The following is a 24,502-nucleotide window of genomic DNA, read 5'->3' on the forward strand; positions in this document are numbered from 1 at the left end:
TCGGAGCCGAATTTGGTTACCGGCTAGGGCGTGGACACGCTCAAGGTCAGAGACGCAAAAGACGTCGAGGAAGTGGTGCGCGCGGCGGTTGCCAGCGAGCAGCCGCTTGAGGTCATTGGACATGGGTCGAAGCGCGCCATCGGCCATCCGATGGCGACCAATGCGCTGCTCGACGTCTCGGCGCTGAATGCGGTCAGTTCCTACGAGCCGAACGAACTGATCATTACCGTGCAGGCCGGCGCGCCGCTCGCCGACGTGCAATCCCTGATCGACGCCAAGAACCAGCAATTCGCCTTCGAGCCGATGGACACGTCTGTACTGCTCGGCACCGCGGGCGCCGGCACGATCGGCGGCATGATCGGCGCCGGACTGGCCGGTCCCCGCCGCATCAAGGCCGGCGGTATCAGGGATCATCTGCTCGGGGCGCACGCAGTGTCCGGGTTCGGCGACAGCTTCAAGACCGGCGGGCGGGTGGTGAAGAACGTCACCGGCTACGACCTCTGCAAGCTGCTGACCGGCTCCTGGGGCACGCTCGCGGTCATGAGCGAGGTGACGCTCAAGGTCATGCCGAAGCCGGAAGCCGAGCGGACGCTGCTGCTGCGCGGGCTCGACGACGTCACCGCCAACAAGGCGATGACGGCGGCGCTGGGCTCGCCCTTCGACGTCTCCGGCGCCGCGCATCTGCCGGGTTCGGCGTTGCGGTCCGGGGGCGGTGCGCTCGCCGGCCTCGCCGCCGGCCAGCCGGTCACGCTGGTGCGGCTGGAGGGGATTTCGGCGTCGGCGGCACATCGGGCGGCCTCGCTCAGCCAGACGCTCTCGTCTTTTGGAGCGGTCGACAGCCTCGCCGATGATGCGTCGGCCGCAATCTGGAGCGCGCTGCGCGACGTGGTGCCGTTCGCGGCGAACGGCGCGCTCGGGGCCTGGCCGGTGTGGCGCATCGTTTGCCCGCCAGCCTCTGGCGGCGCGCTGGGCCAGGCGTTGTCGCGCGCCACCGGCGGCGACGTGATCTACGACTGGGGCGGCGGGCTGATCTGGGCCGCGGTGCCGCCGGGCGCCGATGCCCAGGCCACGCTGGTCCGCGGCCAGGTCGAGGCGATCGGCGGACACGCCACCCTGATCCGCGCCACCGAGGATGTACGCCGGGCGGTCGATGTGTTCCAGCCGCAGGCGGCCGGGCTTGCCGCGCTCGGTGAACGGGTCCGGGCGAGCTTCGATCCGAGGTCCGTCCTCAACCGCGGCCGGATGATGCGAGGCGGGGCTGCATGAAGACCGAGTTTTCCCTGGCGCAGCTCGCCGATCCCGACATCAAGGAAGCCGACAAGATCCTGCGCGCCTGCGTGCATTGCGGCTTCTGCACCGCGACCTGCCCGACCTATGTGCTGCTCGGCGACGAGCTCGATAGTCCGCGCGGCCGCATCTACCTGATCAAGGAGATGCTGGAGAAGGACAAGCCGCCGACGGCCGACGTGGTCAAGCATATCGACCGTTGCCTGTCGTGCCTCGCCTGCATGACCACCTGTCCGTCGGGCGTGAACTACATGCACCTCGTCGACCAGGCCCGGGTCCGGATCGAGCGGGACTACCAGAGACCGCTGACCGACCGGCTGCTGCGGTCGGTGCTCGCCCTCGTGCTGCCGCGGCCGGGCCTGTTCCGGATCAGCATGATCCTGGCCGGGTTCGCCCGTCCGTTCGCCGCATTGCTGCCGACGCCATCGGTCGGTGCGTCGAGCCCGGGTCTGCTGCGGAGGATCAAGGCGATGCTGGCGCTTGCGCCACGCGGCCTGCCGCAGCCGGGGCCGGCTGCGGGAACCGTGTTTGCGCCGATCGGCCGGCGGCGCGGCCGGGTCGCGCTGCTGCAGGGCTGCGCCCAGCAGGTGCTGGCGCCACGCATCAATCAGGCCGCGATCAATGTCCTGACCCGGCACGGCGTCGAGGTGGTGCTGGTCAAGGACGAGCAATGTTGCGGCGCGTTGACCCATCACATGGGGCAGGACGGCGACGCGCTGGGGCGCGCGCGGGCCAACATCACGGTGTGGCAAAGGGAAGCGGACCAGAACGGGCTCGACGCCATCCTGGTGACGACCTCGGGCTGTGGGACAGTTGTCAAAGACTACGGCTACCTGCTGCGCGAGGACAAAACATTCGCGGAGCCGGCCAAGCGAATCTCGGCGCTGGCAAAGGATATCACCGAGTATCTCTCGGCTCTCGAGCTCGCGCCTTCAACGCAGAAAGGCGACGTCACCGTCGCCTATCACTCCGCTTGTTCGTTGCAGCATGGACAGAAAATCACTCAACTTCCGAAAGAATTGCTTTCCAAGAATGGATTCGTGGTGAAAGATGTGCCCGAGAGCCATTTGTGTTGCGGTTCGGCGGGGACCTACAACATTCTCCAGCCCGACATTGCGAGCAGATTGCGCGATCGCAAGGTCGCCAATATTGCGCTTGTCAAACCGGACATGATCGCTGCGGGCAATATTGGCTGCATGGTTCAGATTGCCGGCGGTACGTCAGTTCCTGTGGTGCACACGATTGAGCTTCTCGATTGGGCGACAGGAGGTCCCCGGCCAGGATTGAATTGATCGACTGCCACTCGAGCATGATCCGGACCTCAGCCTTGCCCTGACGCAACGTGAAGGACCGGCGCTTCCTTGCCACAGACGCGAAGCGATCGCGCGGCCATCATGCCCGACAAGCGAAGTGGAGAGTGCCTCTCCTCGAGGTGCAGCCAACGTCCGGCAAGCGATCACTTCAATGCGCCCGGTGGACTCAGATAGCGGCAACAGGAGGACCACGATGGCGAAGTCGAAGAAGGCGAAGAAAAGCAAGAAGGCCAAAAAGGCCAAGAAGGTGGTAGCAGCGAAGAAGAGGTCCGCGAAGAAGTCGGCCAAGAAGGCTGCGAAGAAATCCGCCAGGAAGACTGCAAAGAAATCGGCGAAGAAGTCGGCCAAGAAAGCTGCGAAGAAAACGGCAAAGAAAGCTGCAAAGAAGGCTGCGCCGAAGAAGGCCGCCAAGAAAGCCGCCGCCAAGAAGAGCGCGCCGAAGAAGGCCGCTGCTCCGAAGAAGGCCGCCGCGCCGAAGCCGGCCGCCCCCGTCGCGGCGCCCCCGGCGCCCGAGACCGAGCCGCAGCCGGCTCAGAGCTGGGCCACGCCGAGCCACGAACCGGCGCCGGGCTGGATTGCCGGGTCGGCCGACGGAGGCGAGCACCACTAAGCCGCCGCCACATTGCCGAGGTTCAACTGATCGAAGCCGCAGCGCGCCACGCTGCGGCTTCTTCCGTAGGTGCGGTGACGATCCGTGCTTTTGCGGGCACGGCGATTCGCGCCGATGCTCTCGCGCCGGGCCGACTGTTGCCGTTTCCCTCTCCGGATGATCCGTTCAACCGGTGCGGGAGCAGCAGTTTTGTGGTGCAAATGCAACACCCGCAAATCAACATGCGGCAAGATGGCTAGAACGCCTAAAAAGGCGGCACATGCATGTCTTTTTGGCTTCACGGTACCGTGCACGGGCCTCAGATTGATCCACGCGATTTAGTTGCAGTCCGTTAGCGCGCGCCCTGGGGGCCACCGGAGCTGGGCTGTCTGGAAAAGTTAGATGGGGATCGTCATGAAGAAACTGGCTTTGTTAGCAACGGCGCTAGCAATGATTTCGAGCTCGGCAATGGCAGCTGACATGGCGGTGAAGGCCGTCAAGGCGCCGCCGCCGGCTCCGTTCGACCCGTGGGACATCGCCTTTGGCGCTGGCATCATGAGCGACTACATCTTCCGCGGCGTCACCCAGTCCAACCACAATCCGTCGGTCACCGCCTATTTCGAGCCGCGCTACAACGTCAGCAAGGACCTGCAGCTCTACGTCGGTACGTCGACCGAAAGCATCTCCTTCGCCAACCGCGCCGCGGCTGAAGTGGACGTCTACGGCGGTATCCGCCCGACCTTCGGCGCCTTCGCCTTCGACATCGGTGTCTGGGGTTATCTGTATCCGGGCGGAACCTGCTATTATGGCGGCGGTGCCGTGGCCGACTTCGCGGGCAATCCGCTGAGCGCAGAATGCCAGGCGAACACTCTGACCAATTTCAACGTGATGAAGAAGGACGTCTCGTTCTTCGAAGTCTACGGCAAGGCGACCTGGACCATTAACGACAACTGGGCGTTCACCATCAACGAGTACTACTCGCCGAATTTCCTCAACACCGGCGCCTGGGGCAACTACTCGTCGATCATCGGCAAGTACACCGCGCCCAGCACCGTGTTCGGTTCCAGCGGCGTCGGCATGTATGTGTCGGGTGAGTTCGGCCGGCAGTGGCTCGGCACCTCGGACAGCTTCTACGGCGTTCCGGCCTTCCCGAACGGCATCAAGTATGCCGATTACAACACCTGGAACATCGGCATCGGCTTCACCTACAAGGTGTTCACGCTCGATCTGCGCTACTCCGACACCGACATGTCGAAGGGTGATTGCAGCGCCTTCACCAGCGACTTTACCGCGGGCGGCAATACCAACGTGACCCCGATCAATCCGGGCGGCACGGGCTCCAACTGGTGCGGCGCGGCCGGCATCGCCAAGCTCTCGGTCGACCTGACCGCGATGTCCAACTTGAAGTAATCTCTCCTTCCGGAGATCGAGGGGCGGCAGAGCAATCTGCCGCCCTTTTTGTTGTGTGCCGAGTATGAGCGACAGCTTGGAGGTGGAAGTCCTCTATCCAGCCTGATGGCGGCGAAGGATTAGCGAAGCGCAAGGGCGTCATCGTGAGGTGGGGTCTGAAGAAAGCGTGGAGCAAAGCCGCGGCCCGATGGACAAACACCGGATAACGAGGCCTACCCGGCCGGACGAGCGAGCAATTGATCGCGAAGTCCAAGGTCATCAAAGGTCGGGGTGGTAAATTCGGCGGGCGTGCGGTGAAGGCGGTCGGTCTTACCTCGGGAGGTCTGCGCTGTGTCTCGGCAACGAGACTGAGACCGTCGCAAGACGGCCTGACCGCAGCGCAGAAGTCAGCCGAGGGCGTAGTAGGCGGCAGCGCGCCGCTGAAGGCCTGAACGGTGGAAGTGGTCAGTAGAGCGGCGATCTCGTGCGAGCCATGCGGCAGAAGAATCAGGTCGAGCTGAACTTGAGCCCCGGAGCGGAGGGTGAAGCCCGAAGCGCCGGCGCCCGAGAGCCTGAAGCGCGTGCGGCGGAAGTCTGTCTCGAACGCCCGGCGGTCGCAGGACCGTCGATGGAAGACGTTGTCGAGAGTGAGAATCTGAAGGCAGCGTTGGCGCAAGTAAAGCGCAACAAGGGCGCGGCGGGCGTCGACGGGATGACCGTCGGCGAGCTGTCAGCCCACCTGAAGGAGCACTGGCCTGCGATCCGAGCCCAGTTGCTTGACGGCACCTACAAGCCACAGCCGGTGCGGCGGGTGGAGATACCGAAGGCGTCGGGCGGCCTGCGGCCGCTCGGCATTCCGACGGTGCTCGACCGCTTGATCCAGCAGGCGGTGATGCAGGTGCTGCAGGCGGATTGGGATAGGACGTTCGCCGAGACGAGCTTCGGCTTTCGGCCGGGGCGCTCGGCACATCGGGCGGTGGAACGGGCGCAGGCGTACATTGCGGCCGGCCACAGCATCGTGGTGGACATCGACCTGGAGAAGTTCTTTGACCGGGTCAACCACGACATCCTGATGGGACTGGTTGCCAAGCGGGTTGCTGACAAGCGCATCCTGAAGCTCATCCGCGCCTTCCTGAATGCGGGTGTGTTGGAAGGAGGGCTGGTCAGTCCGACGGAAGAGGGCACGCCGCAGGGCGGTCCGCTCTCGCCGCTGTTGTCGAACCTGATGCTGGATGTGCTGGACAAGGAACTGGAGAAGCGCGGCCACCGCTTCGTGCGTTACGCCGACGACTGCAACATCTACGTGCGCAGTCAGCGGGCGGGCGAACGGGTGCTGGCTGGCGTCGAGAGGTTCCTCGAAAAGCGCCTCAAGCTCAAGATCAACAAAGCGAAGAGCGCGGTTGCCAAACCGAGTGTTCGCAAGTTCCTGGGCTTCAGCTTCACCGGCGGGCAAGAACCGCGGCGGCGCATCGCGCCGCAGGCACTCGCCCGCTTCAAGGCGAAGGTTCGGGAGCTCACGCGACGCACGCGTGGTCGATGCCTCGTGCAGATCGCCAAAGAACTGTCGACCTACCTGATTGGGTGGCACGGCTACTTCGGCTTCTGTCAAACCCCGTCGGTGTTGCGCGTGCTTGACCAGTGGATCAGGCGACGGTTGCGCGCCGTTGCCTGGAAGCAATGGAAGTATGGACCCGCTCGCTTTGCCGAGTTGCGACGCCGCGGCGTCGGCCGGGATCTGGCGGCGCAAACCGCCGGCAGCCCACGTGGCCCTTGGCGGCTCGCGAACAGCCCCGCGCTCACCATTGCTCTGCCAAACGGCTTCTTTGCCTCACTCGGCTTGGCTTCCGTCGCGGCACGGCGACCCGCATAATCCGCTGAACCGCCGGATACGGACCCGTATGTCCGGTGGTGTGGGAGTTGCGCCTTGCAAGCGCGTTGAAATCTGCCGTCTGAGATGACGGCCACGGCAAAGCCTAGCGAGCGGCCGTGTACCAAGTCTTGCGTGGCGTCCGGTAACGGTCGCTACGAAGCGTAGACAGGGAGGTTGCAGGCCGGAATGAAGTGAACGGGAAGATAGCCCCGAAATCGAACGTGATCGGAGTAGCCGACCCTGTCTCTCAAAGGGGAAGGCGGAATCGCAACCCGCGTCATCGCGAGCGGGCTGAGGTGCTCCCGGGGTTCGTACCGCCAGCATGCAACCAAGGGGATTGACGTGAACAAGGGAGATCCGTCCGGTTCAAGCGCAAGCTTGTAGGACCTGCCAAGCCGATGAGGTGAGAAGGGTCTGATGACCGGGTGGAAGTCAGACTGACTGATAGTACTCGGAGGTCGGGAGAGCCGACTACATGGGGAAGCGGTCAGCGGTAGTTGAATTGTTCTTGGGCGACATGGGCTCCATTCAACGGGAGTCACGGCCTTCTATCCTAAGAGAAGATCAGCTGACCATGGAAACGAAACTTGAACAAATAGCAGTGAAAGCTCGGCGCGAGCCAAATCTTCGCTTCACCTCGTTGGCCCATCACATCACGCGCGACCGAGTGCAAAAGAATCTATTACAGATTCCGAAGCGCTCCGCCGCCGGGGTGGACGGACAGACGGTGGAGGCGGCGAGGGAGAGCTTCGACGGATGGATCGAGCCGATGCTCCAATCCATCCACCGACAGGGATATCGGGCGCCGAACATTCGGCGTGTCTATATCCCCAAGCCCGGTAAGACGGAGAAGCGCCCCCTCGGGGTTCCAACTGTCGCCGACCGGGCCCTCCAGCGCAGCACGGCTGAGGTGTTGTCCGCCATCTACGAGCAGGACTTCTTGCCCAGCTCGTTCGGCGGCAGGCCGAAGCTCAGCGCCCATCACGCCTTGGCGACCCTCAATGAGGTCATCGCCGGCGGCATGATCAGCTGGGTGTTGGAGGCGGACTTGAAGAACTTCTTCGGGAGTCTCGATCATGATTGGGTCCTCCGGTTTGTCGAACATCGAGTCGGTGATCCGCGCCTGATCAGCTTGATCCGGCGCTGGTTGAAAGCGGGTGTCTTGGAAGACGGAGCAGTGCATCCGAGCGAACAAGGAACGCCACAAGGCGGATCGATCAGTGTGCTTTTGAGCAACCTCTACCTTCATTACGTTCTCGACCTCTGGTTCGAACGCGTGGTGAAGGGTCGGTTGCGGGGCGAAGCCCGACTTTTGCGCTATATCGACGACTTTGTGATCTGCTTCCAATATCGATCGGACGCCATCCGCGTACAGGAGGCCCTGCGTCTTCGGTTGGGGAAGTTCGGCCTCACTCTAGAGCCGACCAAGACCAAGTTGGTCGAGTTTGGTCGGTTCGCGCAAAGACACGCGGGCAAACGCGGCAGAAACCGCCCGGAAACAATCTACTTTCTGGGGCTGACGCTCTATTGCACGCGAAACCAAAGAGGCAACTTCAAGGTTGGGATGCGTACCGAGAAATCTCGGCTAAAGCGCAGCCTCATGTCTCTGCAGGAGCTGATGCGGCGAATACGGCATTACAAGATCAGTGACCAGGCCGATGAAATCAACGTCGTCCTGCGCGGCCACTATGGCTATTACGGCGTCGCCGGAAATCTCCGGAGCCTCGTAAAAGTTTATCGGGCAGTGGAGCGTTACTGGCGCGGAATGCTGCGCAGCCGCAGCTGGGCAGGCCGACGCCTCACTTGGGACGCCTTCAACCAAATCAAAGAACGGACACCGTTGCTGAAGCCTAAGCTGCGCCTCCCTTATCGGGAGCTGCAGGCGCTTGCGGTGCTGTGAACCAACTGTCGAAGAGCGTCGGTGCGGGAAATCCGCACGCCACGTTCTGTGGGAACCGGGGGCGGGCGACCGCCTCCGGTGACCCGGTGGGCGGAGCCGCGAGGCTTCCCCCTATCCCGATTTTGCGGATAGGTCTGATGGGCACAGGGCGGACAATAGCGAAAGGCGCTCGCGAGACCTGTGGGCTGCCCCCGCTGGGGTAAGCCACAAGCCGTGGCCGCGGCTGACCCGTAGTGCCGCTACGACGCGGCGACCTTGGCCGCGTCGCGCAACGTGAAGCGGTCGCCGTCGCGGACCAGCGTGACATTGCGCTGGTGGAAGGCATCGAGCGTCGAGCGGTGGCCGATCGAAACCACCGTCGTGCCGGGCAGCCTTTCGGCAATCAGCCTGTACAGCGCGGCTTCCGCCGGCTCGTCGAGCGAGGCTGTCGCCTCGTCCAGGAACAGGAATTGCGGCGCATGCAGCAGCGCCCGCGCGATGCCGAGCCGCTGCTGCTCGCCGAGCGACAGCATCCGGTTCCAGTGCGCCTGTTCCTCGAGCCTCGCCGCGAGCTGCGGCAGTCCGACCGCGGTGAGGACCTCGCGGACCCGTCCCGCATCGAATTGCACGGCCTCGCCCGGATAGACGACGGCGTCATGCAGCGAGCCGATCGGCAGATAGGGACGTTGCGGCAGCATCATCAGGCTGGCATTGGCCGGGATCTCGACCGCGCCATCGCCGAACGGCCAGATGCCGGCCACGGCGCGGAACAGCGTCGACTTGCCGGCGCCGGAGGGGCCGGTCATCAGCGTGCGCTCGCCCTTGCGGAAGTCGAACCGGTCCGCGTTCAGCAGCGGCGTTCCGTCGGGCAGCCGCAGCACCAGGTCCTGCAGGCTGACGGCGCCGCCGCCCGGCGTCGGCGTGACATGAATTCGATCGTCGCGCTTGGCAAGGTTCGATGCCGCCGCGATCCCTGCCTCGAATCCATCGAGCCGGTTCACCACGGCCTGCCATTCGGCCAGTTGACGATAGATGGTGACGAAGTACGAGAACGCGCCCTGGACGTTCGAAAACGCCGATGCGGTCTGCATCATGCCGCCGAGCTGGATCTTTTGCGCAAAGTAGGCCGGCGCCACCAGCACATAGGGGAAGATCACCGAGGCCTGATTATAGCTCGCCGTGAACGCGGTGATCTTCTTGGTCCGGTTCATCAGGGCGATCCAGTTCTCCACCACCCGTCCGAAGCGAACGCGCAGGCGCTCGCGCTCGGCCGGTTCGCCCTGCAGCAGCGCGATCTGCTCGGAGTTCTCCCGCACGCGCACCAGGTTGAAGCGGAAATCGGCTTCATATTGCTGCTGCTTGAAATCGATGCCGACCAGCGGCCAGCCGATCAGATGGGTCAGCACGGTGCCGAGCGCCGAATAGATCAGCGCGCACCAGACAAGGTAGCCGGGAACTGAATATTCCGTACCGAACAGGTGCAGCGGTGCCTCATTGGAAAGGCCCCACAGCAGTGTGAGAAAGGACGCCAGCGTGACGACCGAGCTCAACAGGCCGAGGCCGAGCGTGAGCGTGCGATCGACGAACAGCTTGACGTCGTCGGTCATGCGCTGGTCGGGGTTGTCGGCAGCGTCGCCCTGGAGCTGCATCCGGTAGTGATTGGCCTGGCGCAGCCAGTCACCGAGATAGTGCGTCGTCATCCATTGCCGCCAGCGGATCTGCAGCCATTGATTGAGGTAGAGCTGGTAGACCGCCAGCAGGATGAAGAAGGCGACCAGGACGGAGAAATAGATGATCTCGCTGACGAAGGAGTCCCAATTGCGTTCCTGCAGCGCGTTGTAGAAGCGGTTGTTCCACTGCGTGAGCAGGACGTTGATGCCGACGATCGCGAGTTCGATCGCGATCACCGCGGCAAGCAACCCGCGGCCCGCCCATTTGTCCTCGGAGCTGAAATAAGGCGAGGCGATGCGCCACACGGTCGCGAGCGTCGAGCGAATGTTGTTCACAGATTATCGTCTCCGGGGAAGGGGCCGTAAAGGCCTGAAGAATCGGAACAATCGGGGTGATCCTCGACTAAAGTCGTAGGTCTGGCATGCAAGCGTTGGCTTGTCCCGGCAATCGAGTCAACCCTAGCATGAGGACAACGGCGAGGGGCGGGGGACCTTCGATTTTTCGCGAGGATGTGAGCGATCCTTACCGATCGTTCATTCGCGAGCCGGGGCTGCAGATTTTCCGACGGACTCCCGCAATCGCACCAGTCGCGCCTGCCCGCATGCAGGCCGGCGCGCTGCATAAAAATGTGGGAAGGATCCCGAGATGAACACCTGGAATCAAATCTACAACCCGCTGGGCCATGCGGCGCTGTCGACGGTCGCGGCCGCCATTCCCGTGGTCACGCTGCTGGTCCTGATCGCCAGCGGCAAGGTGAAGGCGCACATTGCCGCCATCATCGCCGTGATCGTGACCAACCTGATCACGATCTTCGTCTTCACCATGCCGGCCAACATGTCGATCCGCGCCACGCTGCTCGGCGTGATCACCGGGTTCTTCCCGATCGGCTGGATCGTGCTCAACGTCATCTTCCTCTACCAGGTCACGGTGAGGTGCGGGAAGTTCGAGCTGCTCAAGCGCGCGGTCGGCGGCGTCACCGAGGACCGGCGGTTGCAGCTGCTGTTGATCGCGTTCTCGTTCGGCGCCTTCTTCGAGGGCGCCTCCGGGTTCGGCACGCCGGTCGCGATCACCGGCGCAGTGCTGATCGGGCTCGGCTTCTCGCCGCTCGCCGCGTCCGGCCTGTCGCTGATCGCCAACACGGCACCCGTTGCCTACGGTGCGCTCGGCACGCCGATCCAGGGCCTCGCCTCGGTCACCGGCCTCGACCCCTACATCCTCGGCGCGATGGTCGGCCGGCAGCTGCCGCTGTTCTCGCTGATCGTGCCGTTCTGGGTGGTGTGGGCGTTTGCCGGCTGGCGCGGCATGAAGGAGGTATGGCCGGCGATCCTGGTCACCGGCGTGTCGTTTGCGGTCCCGCAATTCGTGATCTCGAACTACATCAATCCCTGGATCGTCGATATCGGCGCCTCGCTGATCTCGATGGGCGCACTGATCCTGTTCCTGAAGGTCTGGCAGCCGCGGCAGCTGTGGCTGTCGCCGGCGCTGCGCGGCCGCGATGAATCGGCGGCTACGATGGCCGCCGCACCGCCGCTCGACAAGACGCCGCTGACCCAGGGCGAAATGTGGAGCGCGCTGCTGCCGTGGATCATCGTCTGCATCCTGATGCTGATCTGGGGCAACGGTGCCTTCAAGGCCTGGGCGAACGCCAACTTCGTCTGGAACTATCCGGTCCCCGAGCTCGACAAGCTGATCTTCAAGGTGCCGCCGGTGGCTGCCAAGCCGACTCCGGAAGGCGCCGTGTTCGGCTTCACCTATCTGTCGTTCACCGGCACCGGCATGCTGATCGCCGCGATCATCTCGGGTCTGTTGATGGGCTTCTCACCGCTCAAGCTGATCGCCGAGTATGGCCGCACCATCCGCCTCTGCGCGATCTCGCTGATCACGATCTCGGCGATGCTGGCGATCGGCACGCTGACCCGGCTGTCCGGCGTCGACGCCACGCTCGGCCTCGCCTTCGCCGCGACCGGCGTGCTCTATCCCTTCTTCGGCACCTTGCTCGGCTGGCTGGGCGTGGCGCTGACCGGATCGGATACCGCATCGAACGTGCTGTTCGGCAATCTGCAGAAGATCACCTCCGAGCAGCTCGGCCTGTCGCCGATCCTGATGGCGGCGGCGAACTCCTCGGGCGGCGTGATGGGCAAGATGATCGACGCGCAATCGATCGTGGTCGCCTCGACCGCGACCAACTGGTACGGCCACGAGGGCTCGATCCTGCGCTACGTGTTCCTGCACTCGATCGTGCTGGCGTGCCTGGTCGGCCTGTTCGTGACCCTGCAGGCCTATGTCTATCCGTTCACGATGATGGTGCTGAAATAGCGCCGCGACGCGTCCGTCGAACCAGAAATCCCCGCGAGCGGACAGCTCGCGGGGATTTGCTTTTCAAGTTTTCTGACGATGCCAATCTGGCCAATCGCGTTCTGCTCCCATAGAAGGGGCGCGCAGTTGCGCGTCGCATTTCGAGGATTGGCATGATTTCGATGAGGCGATGTTTGAACGGCGGCATCGCCGCGTTGGCGCTGGTTGCCGCGGCTCTCGGCGCGGTTCCGGCGCGGGCCCAGGAGGAGTTCCCGTTCGGCTTCGTGATGACGCTCGATGCCGCGCGCATGCCGGGCTCCAAGCGGATTCCCTCGATCGAGGTCGGCGACAATGGCGAGGTGATCCTCGAGCTGTGGTGCGACGGCGGCAAGGGCCAGTTTTCGGTGGCCGGCAACACCATCGTCTTCGTTCCCGGCGCGATGGAGAACCGCACCTGCACGCCGGAGCGGGCGCAGGCGGACAAGGATCTGCTGGCGGCGCTCGGCGACATGACGGGCTGGCGACGGCACGGTGACGAAGTAACCTTCACCGGCAGCAAGTCGCTGCGTTTCGTGATCAACAGCAACTAAAGCGTTTTCGGGCGAAGCGGACGGCGGTTCGCGTCAAAACAACGCGTCAAGACAAAACGCTCAGGGCGTTGCGATCAGTCCGCTTGCGGTGGCGACGATCCAGCGGTTGCCCCAGCGCACGATGGAATCGACCCGTCCGAGGCCGGGGACGACGTCGCCGCGCGCGGCCATCTTGACGCCCTCGGGCCCCTCGAGCACGGCGGTGCCGTCGCGGACTTCGACCACCGACCATCCCGGGATGGTGCTCGGCCGCGTTTCCGGCGCCGCCGCCGGCGGCTGCTTCGGCCCCAACGCGGCGGCCTGTGCATTCAAGGTCGTCGGCGCGGCGCCCAAGGCGAGCGGGCGCGGGCCGGCCGGCGTGGTCCTCGGAATGCTGCCGGTGACGATGGGGTCGGCGTTGGACGCGGCCCGGCGCGGGCCCTCGTTCTTTCGGCTCGGCGCCACATCCGCAATGTGCGGGGCCGGCGCCTCCTTCTGGGCCACCGGCACCGGGGCGGGAGCCGCGAGGTCGTGCCAGTTGGCTCCGCCGGTCCATCCCAGCACGAAGCTTGCGGCCAGTGCCGTCGCCGCCAGTAGCGCGGTGCCGATGCGGTCGGCAAACGGCTCCCGCAGCAGCAGGGCTGCGTCGTGATTCTCGCCGGTGACATCCCAGAGGTCCGCCGTCTGTGCCGGCGAATGACCCTCCGGCACATCTGTTGGCCAGATGCTCGCAGCGCTGATCGGCTCGCGGTCTTGCATGACGTGACCTGTGTTCGATGGTGCGAAGCATGATCCTCGAAACTAAATCGAGCCTTAATTTTCGGTGACCGAACTGCGGCAGCACGAAGTCTTTTGGTCGCAGGCCCCCGTAGTTGCCCGGGTTTCTTCTGCATAAGCGGTCGATTCCGGACGTCGTCTCCGCAAAGCGGGTCGTCGCGGCGCGCGGGCGGGGCTATAGCGGTCGCATGCTCGATTTCGCCGCGCAATATGCAGCCTTTCAACGCCGCGATCCGGCGTGGGACGGCATCGTGTTCGTGGCAGTCAAGACCACCGGCGTGTATTGCCGCCCGGTCTGCCGGGCCCGCACGCCGCTCGCGTGCAATGTGCGGTTCTATGGCAGCGCCGCGTCGGCCGAGCGCGCCGGTTACAGGCCCTGCCTGCGCTGCCGTCCCGAGGCGGCGCCGTTCTGTCCGGCATGGAAGGGCACCAGGACCACCGTCGAGCGCGCCCTGGCGCTGATCGAGGCGGGCGCGCTCGACCGCGGCAGTGTCGAGGCGCTGGCGGGGCGGCTCGGTGTCGGCGCGCGGCATCTGTCGCGGCTGTTCGCCGAGCATCTCGATGCCTCGCCGCTCCAGGTCGCGCTGTCGCTGCGCGTGCAGCGCGCCAAGCGCCTGATCGACGGCAGCGAGCTGCCGCTTGCGTTGGTGGCGCAACACGCCGGCTTCTCCAGCGCGCGGCGCATGAATGCCGCATTCGCAAAACTCTACGGCCGCTCTGCCGCGTCGCTGCGGCGCAAGCGGCCGGCCGCCACGATGCAGCGAACCCCGATGGAGATCGGCAATGGCCAAGAGCTACGGTACCGTCAGTGCGGAACAGAAACTTGAGATGAGCGGTCTCGCATTCGTGCAGGGCCTCGCCAGCGGCGCATTGCCGCTCAACACCATCGCGCGGACACTCGGTTATGACGTCGCCGAGGCCGAGCGCGGCCGCGTCGTCGTAACGCTGGTGCCGACCGACGCGCATCTCAATCCGGCGGGCACCGTGCATGGCGGCCTCACCGCGACGCTGCTCGACAGCTGCATGGGGCTTGCGGTGCAGTCGACGCTCGATGCCGGCACCAGCCAGACCACGCTCGAGTTCAAGATCTCGCTGGTGCGTCCGATCACGCCCGACACCGGCCCGATCAGAGCGGAAGGCAATGTGCTCAATTGCGGCCGCCGCATCGGCACCGCCGAAGGCAGGGTCACCGACGAGCAGGGACGGCTGCTCGCCCACGGCACGACGACGTGCCTGATCTTCCCTTCTTGACGCCGAGCGCTCGGAGAGGCTGCGCCGGCATTGCATCGGGAGATCCGATACCGGCGCAGTAATATTGGAGTGCCTCCAGCAAGCTTACGGCTTAGAGATCTTCAAGTTCACCGCACCGATCGATTACGTTACCCGAACACGCATCAAGCGCGTTCGGGTAGTGATGATGCGATCGTCGATGGAGCCATGCACTCCGGCCGTTCAGCGTGGCCCCTCCGGATATCCCGGCATGTTGTTCCAGCCGGCAGGCAGCTCGCCGCCGGGCCGCGACGCGGCTCCGTCGCTTTCGGGCAAACGAATGAGGCCGAGCTGAAGCATGGCGGTGATCGCATCTTCCTGTCCGAGCTCCTCGGCGATCCGTCCGTCCTGCACACGCAGCACGGTGGTGCCGGCGAACGTCATCTTGCGGCCCGAGGCCGCCGGCAGCGAGCCGAGCCGGAAGTCGCTGAAGGCAGGTCCGGTGTGGGTGCCGCCGCCTTCCCAGCGGCCGACCACGAGGTCGCCCTCCGCGATGAGATCGCCGACGCCCCAGAAATTGAGATCCGGAAACGCGTCGCGAAATTCGGTCATGAACTTCATGACCGCGGCGCGGCCCTTCTTCGGTTCGTGCATCGGGTAATGCACGACAATGTCTGCTGTGGCGAGTTCGTTGATGATGCGCGGATTCCAGGGGTTGCCCCAGAACTCCTTGAACCACCGGCCGACGACGTCCTTGTTTTCCTCTGACATCTCTTCGTCTCCATTTGCGCGTTGCCGGTATCGCGGCCGGCGTTCTGTCGATGCGCGCAGTGAACATTTGGAGACGTGTGTCGTGCCACCCGATTTCAGATCGGGCGCTCGGTCGGCGTGCAAGCAAGATTCCACTGTGTCGATATGGCGCTTAGCACCGCTTCTCGATCGTCGTCGCGGAATCGGGAAGCGGGTGGTTCGCGGAACGCGAACGCAAGACCATCTTCGCGATCACACGGGAGAACATCATGCGCAACTTCGATGCGATCGCCGCGCTGCGCGGCGACGGACTTCGTCCCGAGCTGCGGGCGCTGCTCGATCGCGCTGCGATCGAGCCTCGTTCTGAATTGTTCGTCAGGAGCGACGGGATGCTTCAGTCCGGTCCGGACGCCACCCCGAAGACGGTGCGCGACAACGTCGTGCCGCTGAAGACGCGGGCGGCCTGAATCAGGAGAGCGGCGGCCTTACCGCCACACCGACTTGTCGGCGTCCCAGCGCTGGCCCTTGAACTCCTTGATCAGCGCATCGATCGCGCCGTTGTCGTCCCTGGTCTCGCTGCCTTCCTCGTCGTTGCTGGAATCGTCAGACAGATTCAGCTTGGCGCCGGCGCTGTCGTCCGATGTCGAGACGGTGGGGCTCGAGACCCACAGTATCAGCCGGTCAGAACTTCCGGGCTTGTCGGGCGAGACCAGGGCAGTGACCTCGTAATTCTGGGTGAGGCCGAGTGCCGGGTAAATCGTGCTGGGCCGCTTCAGCACCAGCTTGAGCTTGCCGGTGTTCGCATTCCACGTCGCTGAGGCGGGCTTTGCGGCAAGCGTCTTCGCCAGCACGCCCGCGATCGCGGTTGCCAGCTTGTCACGGTTGAGCTTGTCGCCGTCGCGCCAGTCGGCGGCGGCAAAACGGATGGTGCGGTCCATCTCGACCACACCGCTGGTCCAGCCGGCCGCGGTCACGCCGGGCGCCGATTTTGCCTTGGCGAGCAGCGCGCCGGCGTGCTCGGGATCGACGGTGAGGTTGATGGTCTGCTCGCCGGAGCGCATCGCATCGCAAGTCACCGCGAGGCTGGAGGTGCCGATCTCGACCGCCTCGCCCTTCAGGCTTTTGAGGAAGTCCGCCACCGCATCGAGCTTCACCCGCACACCGATCGATTCCGGCGAAACGTCGGTGAAATCCTTCGGCTGCGGCGTGATGCCGTCCTCGGTGGCCTGATTGTCCTGGAATTCCTTCTCGCTGAGATCGGAATTGTCCGTCGAGGCGACCTCGGTCACGGTCTGGCCGATCGTGATCTGGCCGCGGAACTCAAAACCGTCGCCGGTTTGCTTGCGGTTCAGCTTGACGGTGACCGGCTGCTTGTCGGCGACGCTCTGGGCGGTGCCGGAAAGTGTCTGGCCGCTGACGGTCAGGTTGGCGACGAAGCGGTCCTTGCGGTCGGAGCTCTTGTCAGCGGGATAGCAGACGTCGAGCACGGCCGCGGTCACGGTCTTGCCCTGGCGGGTTTCCTTCAGGACGACGTCGGCATTGCCGTCCATCAGGCCGTCGATCGAGGTGAAATAGCGTGTCTCGGGGCCACTGGCGGGCGCCGCCTTCGATTGCAGCTTCATCTGGGCGAGAGCAGGCGCCGAGGCGACGGCAAGACCGAGCAGCAGGAGCGGGAGCGCGCGCATACGATAAGTCCTCGAAGGGCAGAATCGGTTCCGTCGTAACTAGCAAACCTCCATGTCATTGGCCAAAAAAGAAGGCCGCCTAACGGCGGCCTCGCGCCGCGATCGCGGTCATGTGCGTTCGTCAGGTTCCTGGCCGCTCTCCAGCCGGCCGCGCAGCACCGTCACGACGCGGCCCACGGTCTCGAGGTCCTTCATCGACAGCCCGTCGGCGAGGCCGTTCACCCAGGGCAGCTGCAGGCGCATCGCCGCGTCGAAGCTTTGCCGCCCCTTGGCGGTCAGCACGACGAGCTGGGCGCGGCGGTGATGCGGGTTGGTTTCGAAGGCGACGAGCCCCTCCCGCTCGAGATCGTTGACGATCCGCTGCACGTTCTGTCTGGCAGCGCCGAGGTCGCGCGCCAGCCATGCGACCGGTTGCGGGCGCTCGGCGGCGACGATGGCACCGAGGATCTGCCAGCGCGCGCTGGTCAGCCCGAGCCCGGCCACCAGCCGGTCGCCTGATGTGAACAGCAGGCCGTTGAGCCTGAACAGGTCGGGAATCAGGGTGCTCAGGGCTTCGCCCGCCGGCGTTCGTTTTGCATTCGGCATTTGTCACCATATAAACGTATTGACATCATAATGTCAATTTATATATGTATCCATCATAACGGAATGACATCATAACACCATATAGAACGGAGCCGACCATGCCGCAGATGCGCCCCCTCGACCCCGCTTTCCCGATCGACCGCCAGCTCGCGGTCGATGCCACCAACGTCGTGCTCGTCAACCTCTTCACGCTCGATGCGGCCGACGAGGACACGTTTCTCAAGGCCTGGCAGGACGACGCCGCCATCATGAAGCGGCAGCCGGGCTTCATCTCGACCCAGCTGCACCGCGCGATCGGCGAGAGCCCGGTCTATCTGAACTACGCGGTCTGGGAATCGACCGCCGCCTTCCGCGCCGCGTTCATGAACCCCGAGTTCAGGGCCAAGCTCTCGGCCTATCCCGCCTCGGCGGTGGCCTCGCCGCACTTGTTCCAGAAGGTGGCGATCCCGGGCGTGTGCGTCGCGTAACGGACTGTCAGGCCGTCGCGTCAAGGATCGGTCAGCTGTGCACCAGCATGCCAACCCCAAGCGTGGCAGCAGCGGCCAGAAACGATATGTCCAGAAATCGCAGCGGCGCTTTTGGACGATGACCGGCAGAACCGGAAATGACGTAATAGAGCCCATAGCCCGCGCCGAGAACGACGAACGTCAGCGTTTGCTTGAGCCAGAACGTCAAGACGACCGCAAGATCATCGATGCTGTCCAGGGCATAGGCGCCTAACGCGAGCAACGTGCCGATCGCGTAGAACAGCACGAGCGTTGACGTCAGTGATTTGGCGTCGCGGGACATGCGATGATCCTTGCATCCCGATCGTAATCAAACTGCAAAAAAGAAGGCCGCCCGGAGGCGGCCTTCGATCTCGATGGGGATGTGGGAGGCTTAGAAGCCGCCCATGCCGCCCATCCCACCCATGCCGCCGCCGCCCGGCATTGCCGGCGCCGCGTCCTTCGGCAGTTCGGCGACCATGGCTTCGGTGGTCACGAGCAGGCCGGCCACGGAGGAGGCGTCCTGCAAGGCGGTGCGCACCACCTTGGCGGGGTCGATGATGCCCTTGTCGACCATGTCGACATAGTCCTCGGTCTGGGCGTCGAAGCCGAAGGTCTCCGACTTGTTCTCGAGGATCTTGCCGACCACGATCGAGCCCTCGACACCGGCGTTCTCCGAGATCTGGCGGACCGGAGCTTCGAGCGCCTTGAGCACGATGTTGATGCCGGCCTGGACGTCGGCATTCGGGTTGGTGAGCCGGCCGACCGCCTTCTTGGCGCGCAGCAGCGCGACGCCGCCGCCCGGCACGATGCCTTCCTGCACCGCGGCGCGGGTCGCGTTCAGCGCGTCCTCGACACGGTCCTTCTTCTCCTTGACCTCGACCTCGGTCGCACCGCCGACCTTGATGACGGCAACGCCGCCGGCGAGCTTGGCGAGGCGCTCCTGCAGCTTCTCACGGTCGTAGTCCGAGGTGGTCTCCTCGATCTGCGCCTTGATCTGGCCAACGCGGGCGTCGATGTCCTTCTTCTTGCCGGCGCCCTTGACGATCGTGGTGTTCTCCTTGTCGATCACGATCTTGCCGGCGCGGCCGAGCATGTTGATCGTGACGCTCTCGAGCTTCATGCCGAGGTCGTCGGAGATCAGCTGACCGCCGGTCAGGATCGCGATGTCCTCCAGCATCGCCTTGCGGCGATCGCCGAAGCCGGGGGCCTTGACGGCGGCGACCTTGAGCCCGCCGCGCAGGCGGTTGACGACCAGGGTCGCCAGCGCCTCGCCCTCGACGTCCTCGGCGAGGATCAAGAGCGGACGGCCCGACTGCACCACGGCTTCCAGCACCGGCAGCATGGACTGCAGGCCGGACAGCTTCTTCTCGTGCAGCAGGATGTAGGCATCCTCGAGCTCGGCGGTCATCTTCTCGGCGTTGGTGATGAAGTAGGGGCTGAGGTAGCCGCGGTCGAACTTCATGCCCTCGACGATATCGACCTCGGTCTCGAGCGACTTGTTCTCCTCGACGGTGATCACGCCCTCGTTGCCGACCTTCTGCATCGCCTGCGCGATCATCTTGCCGATCGCGGCATCGCCATTGGCCGAGATGGTGCCGACCTGGGCGACTTCGGACGAGGAGGCGACCGGCTTGGCGCGCTTCTCGATGTCCTTGATCACGGCCGCGACCGCGGTGTCGATACCGCGCTTCAGGTCCATCGGGTTCATGCCGGCGGCGACCGACTTGGCGCCCTCGCGCACGATGGCCTGCGCCAGCACGGTCGCGGTGGTGGTGCCGTCACCGGCGGTGTCGTTGGTCTTGGAAGCGACCTCGCGCAGCATCTGCGCACCCATGTTCTCGAACTTGTCGTCGAGCTCGATCTCCTTGGCGACGGTGACGCCGTCCTTGGTGATACGGGGAGCGCCGAAGCTCTTCTCGATGACGACGTTGCGGCCCTTCGGGCCGAGCGTCACCTTCACGGCGTTGGCGAGCACGTCGACACCGCGCAGCATGCGGTCGCGGGCCTCTCCGGCGAATTTTACGTCCTTGGCAGCCATTGATTTGAACTCCTGGAATGATTGGATGCGGTCGCCCGGCATCTGCGCCAGTCATTGTCGGGCGAAAGCACGAAGTGCGTCTTCGTGCCAGATGACCCGGCAATCCATCGTCCTTGCGAGAATCTTGCGAAGATTGATGGATGCCCGGATCAAGTCCGGGCATGACGGCGGAGGGAGTGGGCGTTCTCGAATTGGTCGTGGCGCTTACGCCAGCACGCCCATGATGTCGGACTCCTTCATGATCAGGAGTTCCTGGTTGTCGAGCTTGACCTCGGTGCCCGACCATTTGCCGAACAGCACGCGGTCGCCGACCTTGAGGTCGATCGGGATCAGCTTGCCGGCCTCGTCGCGGCCACCCGGGCCGACGGCGACGATCTCGCCCTGGGACGGCTTCTCCTTGGCCGAGTCGGGAATGATGATGCCGCCCTTGGACTTCTCCTCGGCATCGATACGCTTGACCACGACGCGGTCGTGCAGGGGGCGGAAGGTGGATTTAGCCATGACGTTCCCTCTTGGAGGCTCGGTTTCAGGTCCGGTTCATCGGGACCGGCGTTGGATGCCGGCCGGTCGGCGCTGGGCAGAACGCCCGGCGCTCTTAGCAATCGTGGTGCGAGAGTGCTAATTGTGGGCCGGGAAATATGGCTTGGCGCAGTTTCTGTCAAGCAAACGGGTTAAGGCCTTGGTGAGGCCAATATAGGATGGTGGACCAGAAACCAAATCGTAGCGATGACGTAATTTTGTCAGACGTCATTGCTCCGCCTTAAGTTTTACGCTTGGCTGCAGGACGGGTGCGGCCGGGACATAGTCGGGGGATGCATATGATCAGGTCACTCAACGCGCGATTGGTCGCACGGTTCGCGGCTGTTTCGGCGCTGACGACACTCTTGGCGGCGTGCGGCAGCATGAGCCTGCCGTCGTTGTCGTCGAACCCTGAGCCGGCGCCAGCCGAGCCGGGCGTAGCCCCCGAAATGCCCGCAAGCATTCGCGCCGACGAGATCGTCGGCCGCTGGGGTCTCGCCTCGTTCCAGAATCCCGCCGACCGCGCCCGCACCGAGGCCGCCGCGCGCGGCCAGTGCAAGCAGCCTTACGTGATCGGCGCCGGCCAGAACGGCGGCGTCATCATGCATCTGGCCGACCAGGCCACCCCGCAGGAACTGCGGCTGAAGGGTTCCCCGAGCGGCAAGAACTATATCGGCCCGCCAGGACCGACGCCCGGCGAGCAGGACCGCGAGATCGTCTCGTTCGACGGCCGCGTCATGATCACCCGCTTCGTCGACAAGGACGCCGGGGTCCGCTACGGCAACATGGTCTATGTCCGCTGCGCCCCGAGGGCGTAACGGCGGGACTTCGAGCGATCTGCCGACATAGCGCCGCATAGGCGGTGCATCTCTCCCCCTGTGGGAGAGGCCGGATTGCATCGCCAGATGCAATCCGGGTGAGGGGTCTCTCTTCGCGAGTGACCCTCTCGCGATCCGCGTGTGCGGCGACACCCATTCATCCGGCGCGCCATAGCTGATGCGAAGCATCGGCCCTCGACAGGGCGGCGGCCGCGAAGCCTCCTCCCGTTCAAAAGTCGTGACCCGCAAACGACCGTCTTATCGCCGCACGCCAACCCGATTGACGCCGCCATTCAAATTGCCGCCCGCATTGTGACGGACCGCGGCGCGCGCCACCGGACGAGGCCTGAGCACGACGCCCGCCCTCGCCACGCAACCCTGCGGGTAACCGACATACGTGCAGTAAACCACGGCCTTGGCCGGCGCTGGCGTGAGAGCGACAGCTGCAAACCCCAACATGAGGCTGGCCGCAATCCCCGTAACTGTCACTGACCTGGTGGAAAGAATGCTCGTCCGATGCATGGTGATCCTCCTCATCGCAGGCGAACCGAAAGGTGCGGAGCCGCTTCGGATGCGTCCCAACATATGAGTTGCAAGCGTCAGGTGATGTTGACGCAGATCAACACTGGACGTGTCCCGTCGCCATGCGAGATCGCTGCTTCTCCACGAAGTCAAAGGGCGGCTCGTTGAGCCGCCCTCTGCGATGCCGTTGCGCCGGCGCCGACGTCACTGACAGACGTACATGCGGCCGTCAGCCATCTTGGTCATTGTGCCAGGCTCGCAGCCGATGCCATTGGCTGCCTTGTACTCCGTCCATCCGGCGTATCCGTAATACGGACTGATCCTTTGGTAGGCTCGTGCCGGATAGTAGGGCTGGCCAAAGTAGGGATCCGTCTGGGCCGCATACGAATTGGTCCAATCGTTTGTGCCCCAGCCCGAATAGGCCGGCGCGGTAGCGGCTGCCGTGGCGACCGCCGCCGTAGCGGCGATCCCCGCGCCGTATCCATACGCGGCGCGCCGGGTTTGGCGACGCGCAACGCCCGCGACGCTCACGGGCGTCAGCGGTCGGCCCACACGCGCCTGGGCGCTTTCGACTGAAGCCGAAATGCCGCCCTGCTCAGACCAGGTGATGGAGAACAGTGTCGCACAAGCGAAAGTCGAAAGCGCAATTGCAGTATTCCTGACAATTCCTTGCGTCATGTTCAATCTCCAGTGTTGAGTACTCCAGTGGCTCCCCCCAAAATCAGTGATCCGATAACAAGGCGGACGCGGTCAGCGCGAATGAAAGAAACCCGCCGCTGATCGTCACAGCTAAAAAAGGCGGCCTCGCGCGTCAGCAGCGTGCGAGGGATGGCAGTTCGCCCTCGTTGGATACGCCCGGCGAGCGGCCGCGAACCTGTGATGGTGTGATGAGTGGACGTGAAGCCCTGCGCGGGGACGACCGGATTTAATCCGGAAGTCCGATCCAACCGGCACCCAATGTTGGCTCCCGGCATACGCATGAGAATTTCCCCTCACGCACAGTATGCGTCAGCGACGCCAAGGCTGCCAGTAGATTTCCAATTGTCGCAATTGGCACAAACTGCATGTGGTGGCTGCGATTCGGGTGGTTCGTCCATCTCGGGTGACCCGCTGCGAGCGTGAAACCATCGCTCAAACAAAAACGCCGGCCCTCGAGGCCAGCGTTTTGTATTCTCAAGTTGCGATCGCTCAGTTGAACATCGCGTCGATGTCGTCCTGCGAGGCGTGGCCGGCGTCGCCGTCGAGCTTCGGGCCGTTGAGCAGGCGGGCATCGCCCTCGCGGATGTCGACGATCGCCGGAACGTGCGACTTGATGGCGTCGACGCCGCCCCAGATGTTCATCATCTCGTTGATGTGCTGTTCGATGAACTTCATCGTCTGCATCACCTTGCTGATGCGCTGGCCGGTGAGGTCCTGGAAGTTGCAGGCCTCGAAGATCGAGACCACGCGCTCCTGAATATCTTCGCTGAGCCGCTTCTGCTGGTCGGGCGTGACGTTGTTCGCGAGCGCGGTCGCGGCCTGGTCGATCGCCTCCACCGCCTCGAGGATCTGCTGGGTCGCCTGTTCGGTGCCGCCGACCACGGCGCCGAGCTCGCCATTGACCTTGGCCATCTCCTCGCCGTTGAAGCTCTTGCCGTGCAGCACGGCGATCTCGCGCTTGGTGCGGCTGATCGCGTCGTGGATCAGGTCGAGCTCGACCTTGAGCTTCTCGCACTGTTCGACCTGCGCGCGGTAGGTCTCGAGCAGCGCGTGGGTCTCAGCGACTTCGCGGGCGACCGCGGCATCGACGCTGTCGCCGGTGCGCTGTGCCGGTGCTGCGGCCATCTGGGCGCGGATCGAGCGAAGCTCGGCCATGATCTCGCGATGCATCGGACCGAGATCGGCGCCGCTGGAAACATCCGGCTCCGGCATCACAACCTCGCCCATCGCCTGCTCGACACGAAAACGCTTGCGCTTCACTGACATGATTTCATTCCCGCCCCTTCACTGAAGTCCGTTCTAGACAGAGCGGATTTAACGTCAGGTTCACGCCGGAACTGTTTGCGCTCATAGCGCGCAACGGCCGCGCTACCGGCGATTAACCATGTCGCCGCGCCGTTCACGCAAAATAAACGCTGTCAGGGAAAACCGCGCTCCATTGCCGACGTGGTGAATCGAAACGGCCGATCCGTTTACCAAACCGATGCGGTTTTCATTGCCTATTGACCACGTGCAATGGCGCAAAGTCGGCGCCCTCGCGCATCACGTCA

24 protein-coding genes are annotated in these 24,502 nt (G+C 64.3%); 13 read left to right on the forward strand and 11 right to left on the reverse strand.

The annotated features are described in order from the left end of the window. The first annotated feature begins 30 nt into the window (after positions 1 to 30). From ACE10X_RS07690 to ltrA (ACE10X_RS07715), 6 genes are all read left to right on the forward strand, one after another. Positions 31 to 1,266, forward strand: coding sequence for an FAD-binding protein (locus ACE10X_RS07690; protein WP_038384222.1), 1,236 nt, complete (start codon positions 31 to 33; stop codon positions 1,264 to 1,266). Further along, positions 1,263 to 2,579 carry a glycolate oxidase subunit GlcF gene (gene glcF, locus ACE10X_RS07695; protein ID WP_304557523.1) on the forward strand — a complete coding sequence of 439 codons (1,317 nt, stop codon included), beginning with the start codon at positions 1,263 to 1,265 and terminating at the stop codon, positions 2,577 to 2,579. The genes ACE10X_RS07690 and glcF overlap by 4 nt, the downstream gene beginning before the upstream one ends. Positions 2,580 to 2,793: 214 nt before the next feature. Then, positions 2,794 to 3,210, forward strand: a complete 417-nt coding sequence (locus tag ACE10X_RS07700) for a hypothetical protein (protein ID WP_038384219.1) — start codon at positions 2,794 to 2,796, stop codon at positions 3,208 to 3,210. A gap of 393 nt (positions 3,211 to 3,603) precedes the next feature. Continuing rightward, positions 3,604 to 4,599, forward strand: coding sequence for a TorF family putative porin (locus ACE10X_RS07705; protein WP_026192245.1), 996 nt, complete (start codon positions 3,604 to 3,606; stop codon positions 4,597 to 4,599). Positions 4,600 to 5,071: 472 nt separating this feature from the next. Next, the gene (gene ltrA, locus ACE10X_RS07710) at positions 5,072 to 6,448 is read left to right on the forward strand and encodes a group II intron reverse transcriptase/maturase (RefSeq protein WP_028144467.1); all 1,377 of its coding nucleotides are present in this window, start codon (positions 5,072 to 5,074) and stop codon (positions 6,446 to 6,448) included. Positions 6,449 to 7,022: 574 nt separating this feature from the next. Beyond that, positions 7,023 to 8,348, forward strand: a complete 1,326-nt coding sequence (gene ltrA, locus ACE10X_RS07715) for a group II intron reverse transcriptase/maturase (protein WP_375763020.1) — start codon at positions 7,023 to 7,025, stop codon at positions 8,346 to 8,348. 239 nt (positions 8,349 to 8,587) lie between these two features. On the opposite strand, the gene ACE10X_RS07720 is transcribed toward ltrA (ACE10X_RS07715), so the two are convergent. Next, a complete protein-coding gene (locus tag ACE10X_RS07720) occupies positions 8,588 to 10,333 on the reverse strand; it encodes an ABC transporter ATP-binding protein/permease (RefSeq protein WP_375764133.1) in 1,746 nt (581 codons plus the stop codon). Positions 10,334 to 10,643: 310 nt separating this feature from the next. On the opposite strand from ACE10X_RS07720, the gene ACE10X_RS07725 reads away from it, so the two are divergent. Both ACE10X_RS07725 and ACE10X_RS07730 read left to right on the forward strand, forming a co-directional pair. Further along, the gene (locus ACE10X_RS07725) at positions 10,644 to 12,314 is read left to right on the forward strand and encodes an L-lactate permease (RefSeq protein ID WP_038388060.1); all 1,671 of its coding nucleotides are present in this window, start codon (positions 10,644 to 10,646) and stop codon (positions 12,312 to 12,314) included. Positions 12,315 to 12,466: 152 nt separating this feature from the next. Continuing rightward, a complete protein-coding gene (locus ACE10X_RS07730) occupies positions 12,467 to 12,883 on the forward strand; it encodes an META domain-containing protein (protein ID WP_038388059.1) in 417 nt (138 codons plus the stop codon). A gap of 60 nt (positions 12,884 to 12,943) precedes the next feature. On the opposite strand, the gene ACE10X_RS07735 is transcribed toward ACE10X_RS07730, so the two are convergent. Then, complete coding sequence (locus tag ACE10X_RS07735) at positions 12,944 to 13,621, reverse strand: hypothetical protein (protein ID WP_304557526.1); 678 nt, start codon at positions 13,619 to 13,621, stop codon at positions 12,944 to 12,946. A gap of 206 nt (positions 13,622 to 13,827) precedes the next feature. Here ACE10X_RS07735 and ACE10X_RS07740 point away from each other — a divergent pair, with 206 nt between their 5' ends. Continuing rightward, positions 13,828 to 14,466, forward strand: coding sequence for a bifunctional transcriptional activator/DNA repair enzyme AdaA (locus tag ACE10X_RS07740; protein ID WP_244436010.1), 639 nt, complete (start codon positions 13,828 to 13,830; stop codon positions 14,464 to 14,466). Continuing rightward, positions 14,423 to 14,890, forward strand: coding sequence for a PaaI family thioesterase (locus ACE10X_RS07745; RefSeq protein WP_028341102.1), 468 nt, complete (start codon positions 14,423 to 14,425; stop codon positions 14,888 to 14,890). The genes ACE10X_RS07740 and ACE10X_RS07745 overlap by 44 nt, the downstream gene beginning before the upstream one ends. A 201-nt stretch (positions 14,891 to 15,091) precedes the next feature. Here the strand turns inward: ACE10X_RS07745 and ACE10X_RS07750 are convergent, their stop codons facing one another. Then, on the reverse strand, positions 15,092 to 15,619 hold the full coding sequence (locus ACE10X_RS07750; RefSeq protein WP_038388054.1) for an ester cyclase: 528 nt from the start codon (positions 15,617 to 15,619) through the stop codon (positions 15,092 to 15,094). 248 nt (positions 15,620 to 15,867) lie between these two features. Between ACE10X_RS07750 and ACE10X_RS07755 the strand changes: the two genes are divergently transcribed. Beyond that, positions 15,868 to 16,065 carry a hypothetical protein gene (locus ACE10X_RS07755; RefSeq protein ID WP_038388053.1) on the forward strand — a complete coding sequence of 66 codons (198 nt, stop codon included), beginning with the start codon at positions 15,868 to 15,870 and terminating at the stop codon, positions 16,063 to 16,065. Positions 16,066 to 16,083: 18 nt separating this feature from the next. Here the strand turns inward: ACE10X_RS07755 and ACE10X_RS07760 are convergent, their stop codons facing one another. Together ACE10X_RS07760 and ACE10X_RS07765 are read right to left on the reverse strand one after the other, a co-directional pair. Beyond that, positions 16,084 to 17,283, reverse strand: coding sequence for a hypothetical protein (locus tag ACE10X_RS07760; protein ID WP_038388052.1), 1,200 nt, complete (start codon positions 17,281 to 17,283; stop codon positions 16,084 to 16,086). A 108-nt stretch (positions 17,284 to 17,391) separates the two neighbouring features. Further along, positions 17,392 to 17,868: a MarR family winged helix-turn-helix transcriptional regulator gene (locus ACE10X_RS07765; protein WP_038388051.1), complete on the reverse strand. Its 477-nt coding sequence runs from the start codon at positions 17,866 to 17,868 to the stop codon at positions 17,392 to 17,394. Positions 17,869 to 17,966: 98 nt separating this feature from the next. On the opposite strand from ACE10X_RS07765, the gene ACE10X_RS07770 reads away from it, so the two are divergent. Continuing rightward, entirely contained in the window at positions 17,967 to 18,335 is a 369-nt protein-coding gene (locus ACE10X_RS07770; RefSeq protein WP_038388050.1) for an antibiotic biosynthesis monooxygenase, read from the forward strand. A gap of 31 nt (positions 18,336 to 18,366) precedes the next feature. Here the strand turns inward: ACE10X_RS07770 and ACE10X_RS07775 are convergent, their stop codons facing one another. From ACE10X_RS07775 to ACE10X_RS07785, 3 genes are all read right to left on the reverse strand, one after another. Next, positions 18,367 to 18,657, reverse strand: coding sequence for a hypothetical protein (locus ACE10X_RS07775; RefSeq protein WP_038388049.1), 291 nt, complete (start codon positions 18,655 to 18,657; stop codon positions 18,367 to 18,369). 90 nt (positions 18,658 to 18,747) lie between these two features. Further along, positions 18,748 to 20,394 carry a chaperonin GroEL gene (gene groL, locus ACE10X_RS07780; protein ID WP_038388056.1) on the reverse strand — a complete coding sequence of 549 codons (1,647 nt, stop codon included), beginning with the start codon at positions 20,392 to 20,394 and terminating at the stop codon, positions 18,748 to 18,750. Positions 20,395 to 20,598: 204 nt separating this feature from the next. Continuing rightward, positions 20,599 to 20,895 (reverse strand): co-chaperone GroES, encoded by a 297-nt coding sequence (locus tag ACE10X_RS07785; protein WP_018269780.1) that lies wholly within the window; start codon positions 20,893 to 20,895, stop codon positions 20,599 to 20,601. 317 nt (positions 20,896 to 21,212) lie between these two features. On the opposite strand from ACE10X_RS07785, the gene ACE10X_RS07790 reads away from it, so the two are divergent. After that, a complete protein-coding gene (locus tag ACE10X_RS07790) occupies positions 21,213 to 21,731 on the forward strand; it encodes a hypothetical protein (protein ID WP_038388048.1) in 519 nt (172 codons plus the stop codon). 258 nt (positions 21,732 to 21,989) lie between these two features. On the opposite strand, the gene ACE10X_RS07795 is transcribed toward ACE10X_RS07790, so the two are convergent. The 3 genes from ACE10X_RS07795 to ACE10X_RS07805 form a co-directional block, all read right to left on the reverse strand. Further along, the gene (locus ACE10X_RS07795; RefSeq protein ID WP_080583566.1) at positions 21,990 to 22,268 is read right to left on the reverse strand and encodes a hypothetical protein; all 279 of its coding nucleotides are present in this window, start codon (positions 22,266 to 22,268) and stop codon (positions 21,990 to 21,992) included. 189 nt (positions 22,269 to 22,457) lie between these two features. Further along, entirely contained in the window at positions 22,458 to 22,931 is a 474-nt protein-coding gene (locus ACE10X_RS07800) for a hypothetical protein (RefSeq protein WP_304557531.1), read from the reverse strand. Positions 22,932 to 23,441: 510 nt separating this feature from the next. Continuing rightward, on the reverse strand, positions 23,442 to 24,218 hold the full coding sequence (locus ACE10X_RS07805) for a protein phosphatase CheZ (RefSeq protein ID WP_038388046.1): 777 nt from the start codon (positions 24,216 to 24,218) through the stop codon (positions 23,442 to 23,444). Positions 24,219 to 24,502 lie beyond the last annotated feature (284 nt).

The organism is Bradyrhizobium sp. Pha-3 (assembly GCF_042258325.1).
In the GTDB taxonomy this organism is placed as follows: Bacteria; Pseudomonadota; Alphaproteobacteria; order Rhizobiales; family Xanthobacteraceae; genus Bradyrhizobium; species Bradyrhizobium elkanii.

What these genes read in the sequence shown, in the direction of transcription:
- glcF (WP_304557523.1), top strand. Translation starts at nt 1,263, where the DNA reads ATGAAGACCGAGTTTTCCCTGGCGCAGCTCGCCGATCCCGACATCAAG.
- ACE10X_RS07700 (WP_038384219.1), top strand. Translation starts at nt 2,794, where the DNA reads ATGGCGAAGTCGAAGAAGGCGAAGAAAAGCAAGAAGGCCAAAAAGGCC.
- ACE10X_RS07705 (WP_026192245.1), top strand. Translation starts at nt 3,604, where the DNA reads ATGAAGAAACTGGCTTTGTTAGCAACGGCGCTAGCAATGATTTCGAGC.
- ltrA (WP_028144467.1), top strand. Translation starts at nt 5,072, where the DNA reads ATGCGGCAGAAGAATCAGGTCGAGCTGAACTTGAGCCCCGGAGCGGAG.
- ltrA (WP_375763020.1), top strand. Translation starts at nt 7,023, where the DNA reads ATGGAAACGAAACTTGAACAAATAGCAGTGAAAGCTCGGCGCGAGCCA.
- ACE10X_RS07725 (WP_038388060.1), top strand. Translation starts at nt 10,644, where the DNA reads ATGAACACCTGGAATCAAATCTACAACCCGCTGGGCCATGCGGCGCTG.
- ACE10X_RS07730 (WP_038388059.1), top strand. Translation starts at nt 12,467, where the DNA reads ATGATTTCGATGAGGCGATGTTTGAACGGCGGCATCGCCGCGTTGGCG.
- ACE10X_RS07735 (WP_304557526.1), bottom strand. Translation starts at nt 13,621, where the DNA reads ATGCAAGACCGCGAGCCGATCAGCGCTGCGAGCATCTGGCCAACAGAT.
- ACE10X_RS07740 (WP_244436010.1), top strand. Translation starts at nt 13,828, where the DNA reads ATGCTCGATTTCGCCGCGCAATATGCAGCCTTTCAACGCCGCGATCCG.
- ACE10X_RS07745 (WP_028341102.1), top strand. Translation starts at nt 14,423, where the DNA reads ATGGCCAAGAGCTACGGTACCGTCAGTGCGGAACAGAAACTTGAGATG.
- ACE10X_RS07750 (WP_038388054.1), bottom strand. Translation starts at nt 15,619, where the DNA reads ATGTCAGAGGAAAACAAGGACGTCGTCGGCCGGTGGTTCAAGGAGTTC.
- ACE10X_RS07755 (WP_038388053.1), top strand. Translation starts at nt 15,868, where the DNA reads ATGCGCAACTTCGATGCGATCGCCGCGCTGCGCGGCGACGGACTTCGT.
- ACE10X_RS07760 (WP_038388052.1), bottom strand. Translation starts at nt 17,283, where the DNA reads ATGCGCGCGCTCCCGCTCCTGCTGCTCGGTCTTGCCGTCGCCTCGGCG.
- ACE10X_RS07765 (WP_038388051.1), bottom strand. Translation starts at nt 17,868, where the DNA reads ATGCCGAATGCAAAACGAACGCCGGCGGGCGAAGCCCTGAGCACCCTG.
- ACE10X_RS07770 (WP_038388050.1), top strand. Translation starts at nt 17,967, where the DNA reads ATGCCGCAGATGCGCCCCCTCGACCCCGCTTTCCCGATCGACCGCCAG.
- ACE10X_RS07775 (WP_038388049.1), bottom strand. Translation starts at nt 18,657, where the DNA reads ATGTCCCGCGACGCCAAATCACTGACGTCAACGCTCGTGCTGTTCTAC.
- groL (WP_038388056.1), bottom strand. Translation starts at nt 20,394, where the DNA reads ATGGCTGCCAAGGACGTAAAATTCGCCGGAGAGGCCCGCGACCGCATG.
- ACE10X_RS07785 (WP_018269780.1), bottom strand. Translation starts at nt 20,895, where the DNA reads ATGGCTAAATCCACCTTCCGCCCCCTGCACGACCGCGTCGTGGTCAAG.
- ACE10X_RS07790 (WP_038388048.1), top strand. Translation starts at nt 21,213, where the DNA reads ATGATCAGGTCACTCAACGCGCGATTGGTCGCACGGTTCGCGGCTGTT.
- ACE10X_RS07795 (WP_080583566.1), bottom strand. Translation starts at nt 22,268, where the DNA reads ATGAGGAGGATCACCATGCATCGGACGAGCATTCTTTCCACCAGGTCA.
- ACE10X_RS07800 (WP_304557531.1), bottom strand. Translation starts at nt 22,931, where the DNA reads ATGACGCAAGGAATTGTCAGGAATACTGCAATTGCGCTTTCGACTTTC.
- ACE10X_RS07805 (WP_038388046.1), bottom strand. Translation starts at nt 24,218, where the DNA reads ATGTCAGTGAAGCGCAAGCGTTTTCGTGTCGAGCAGGCGATGGGCGAG.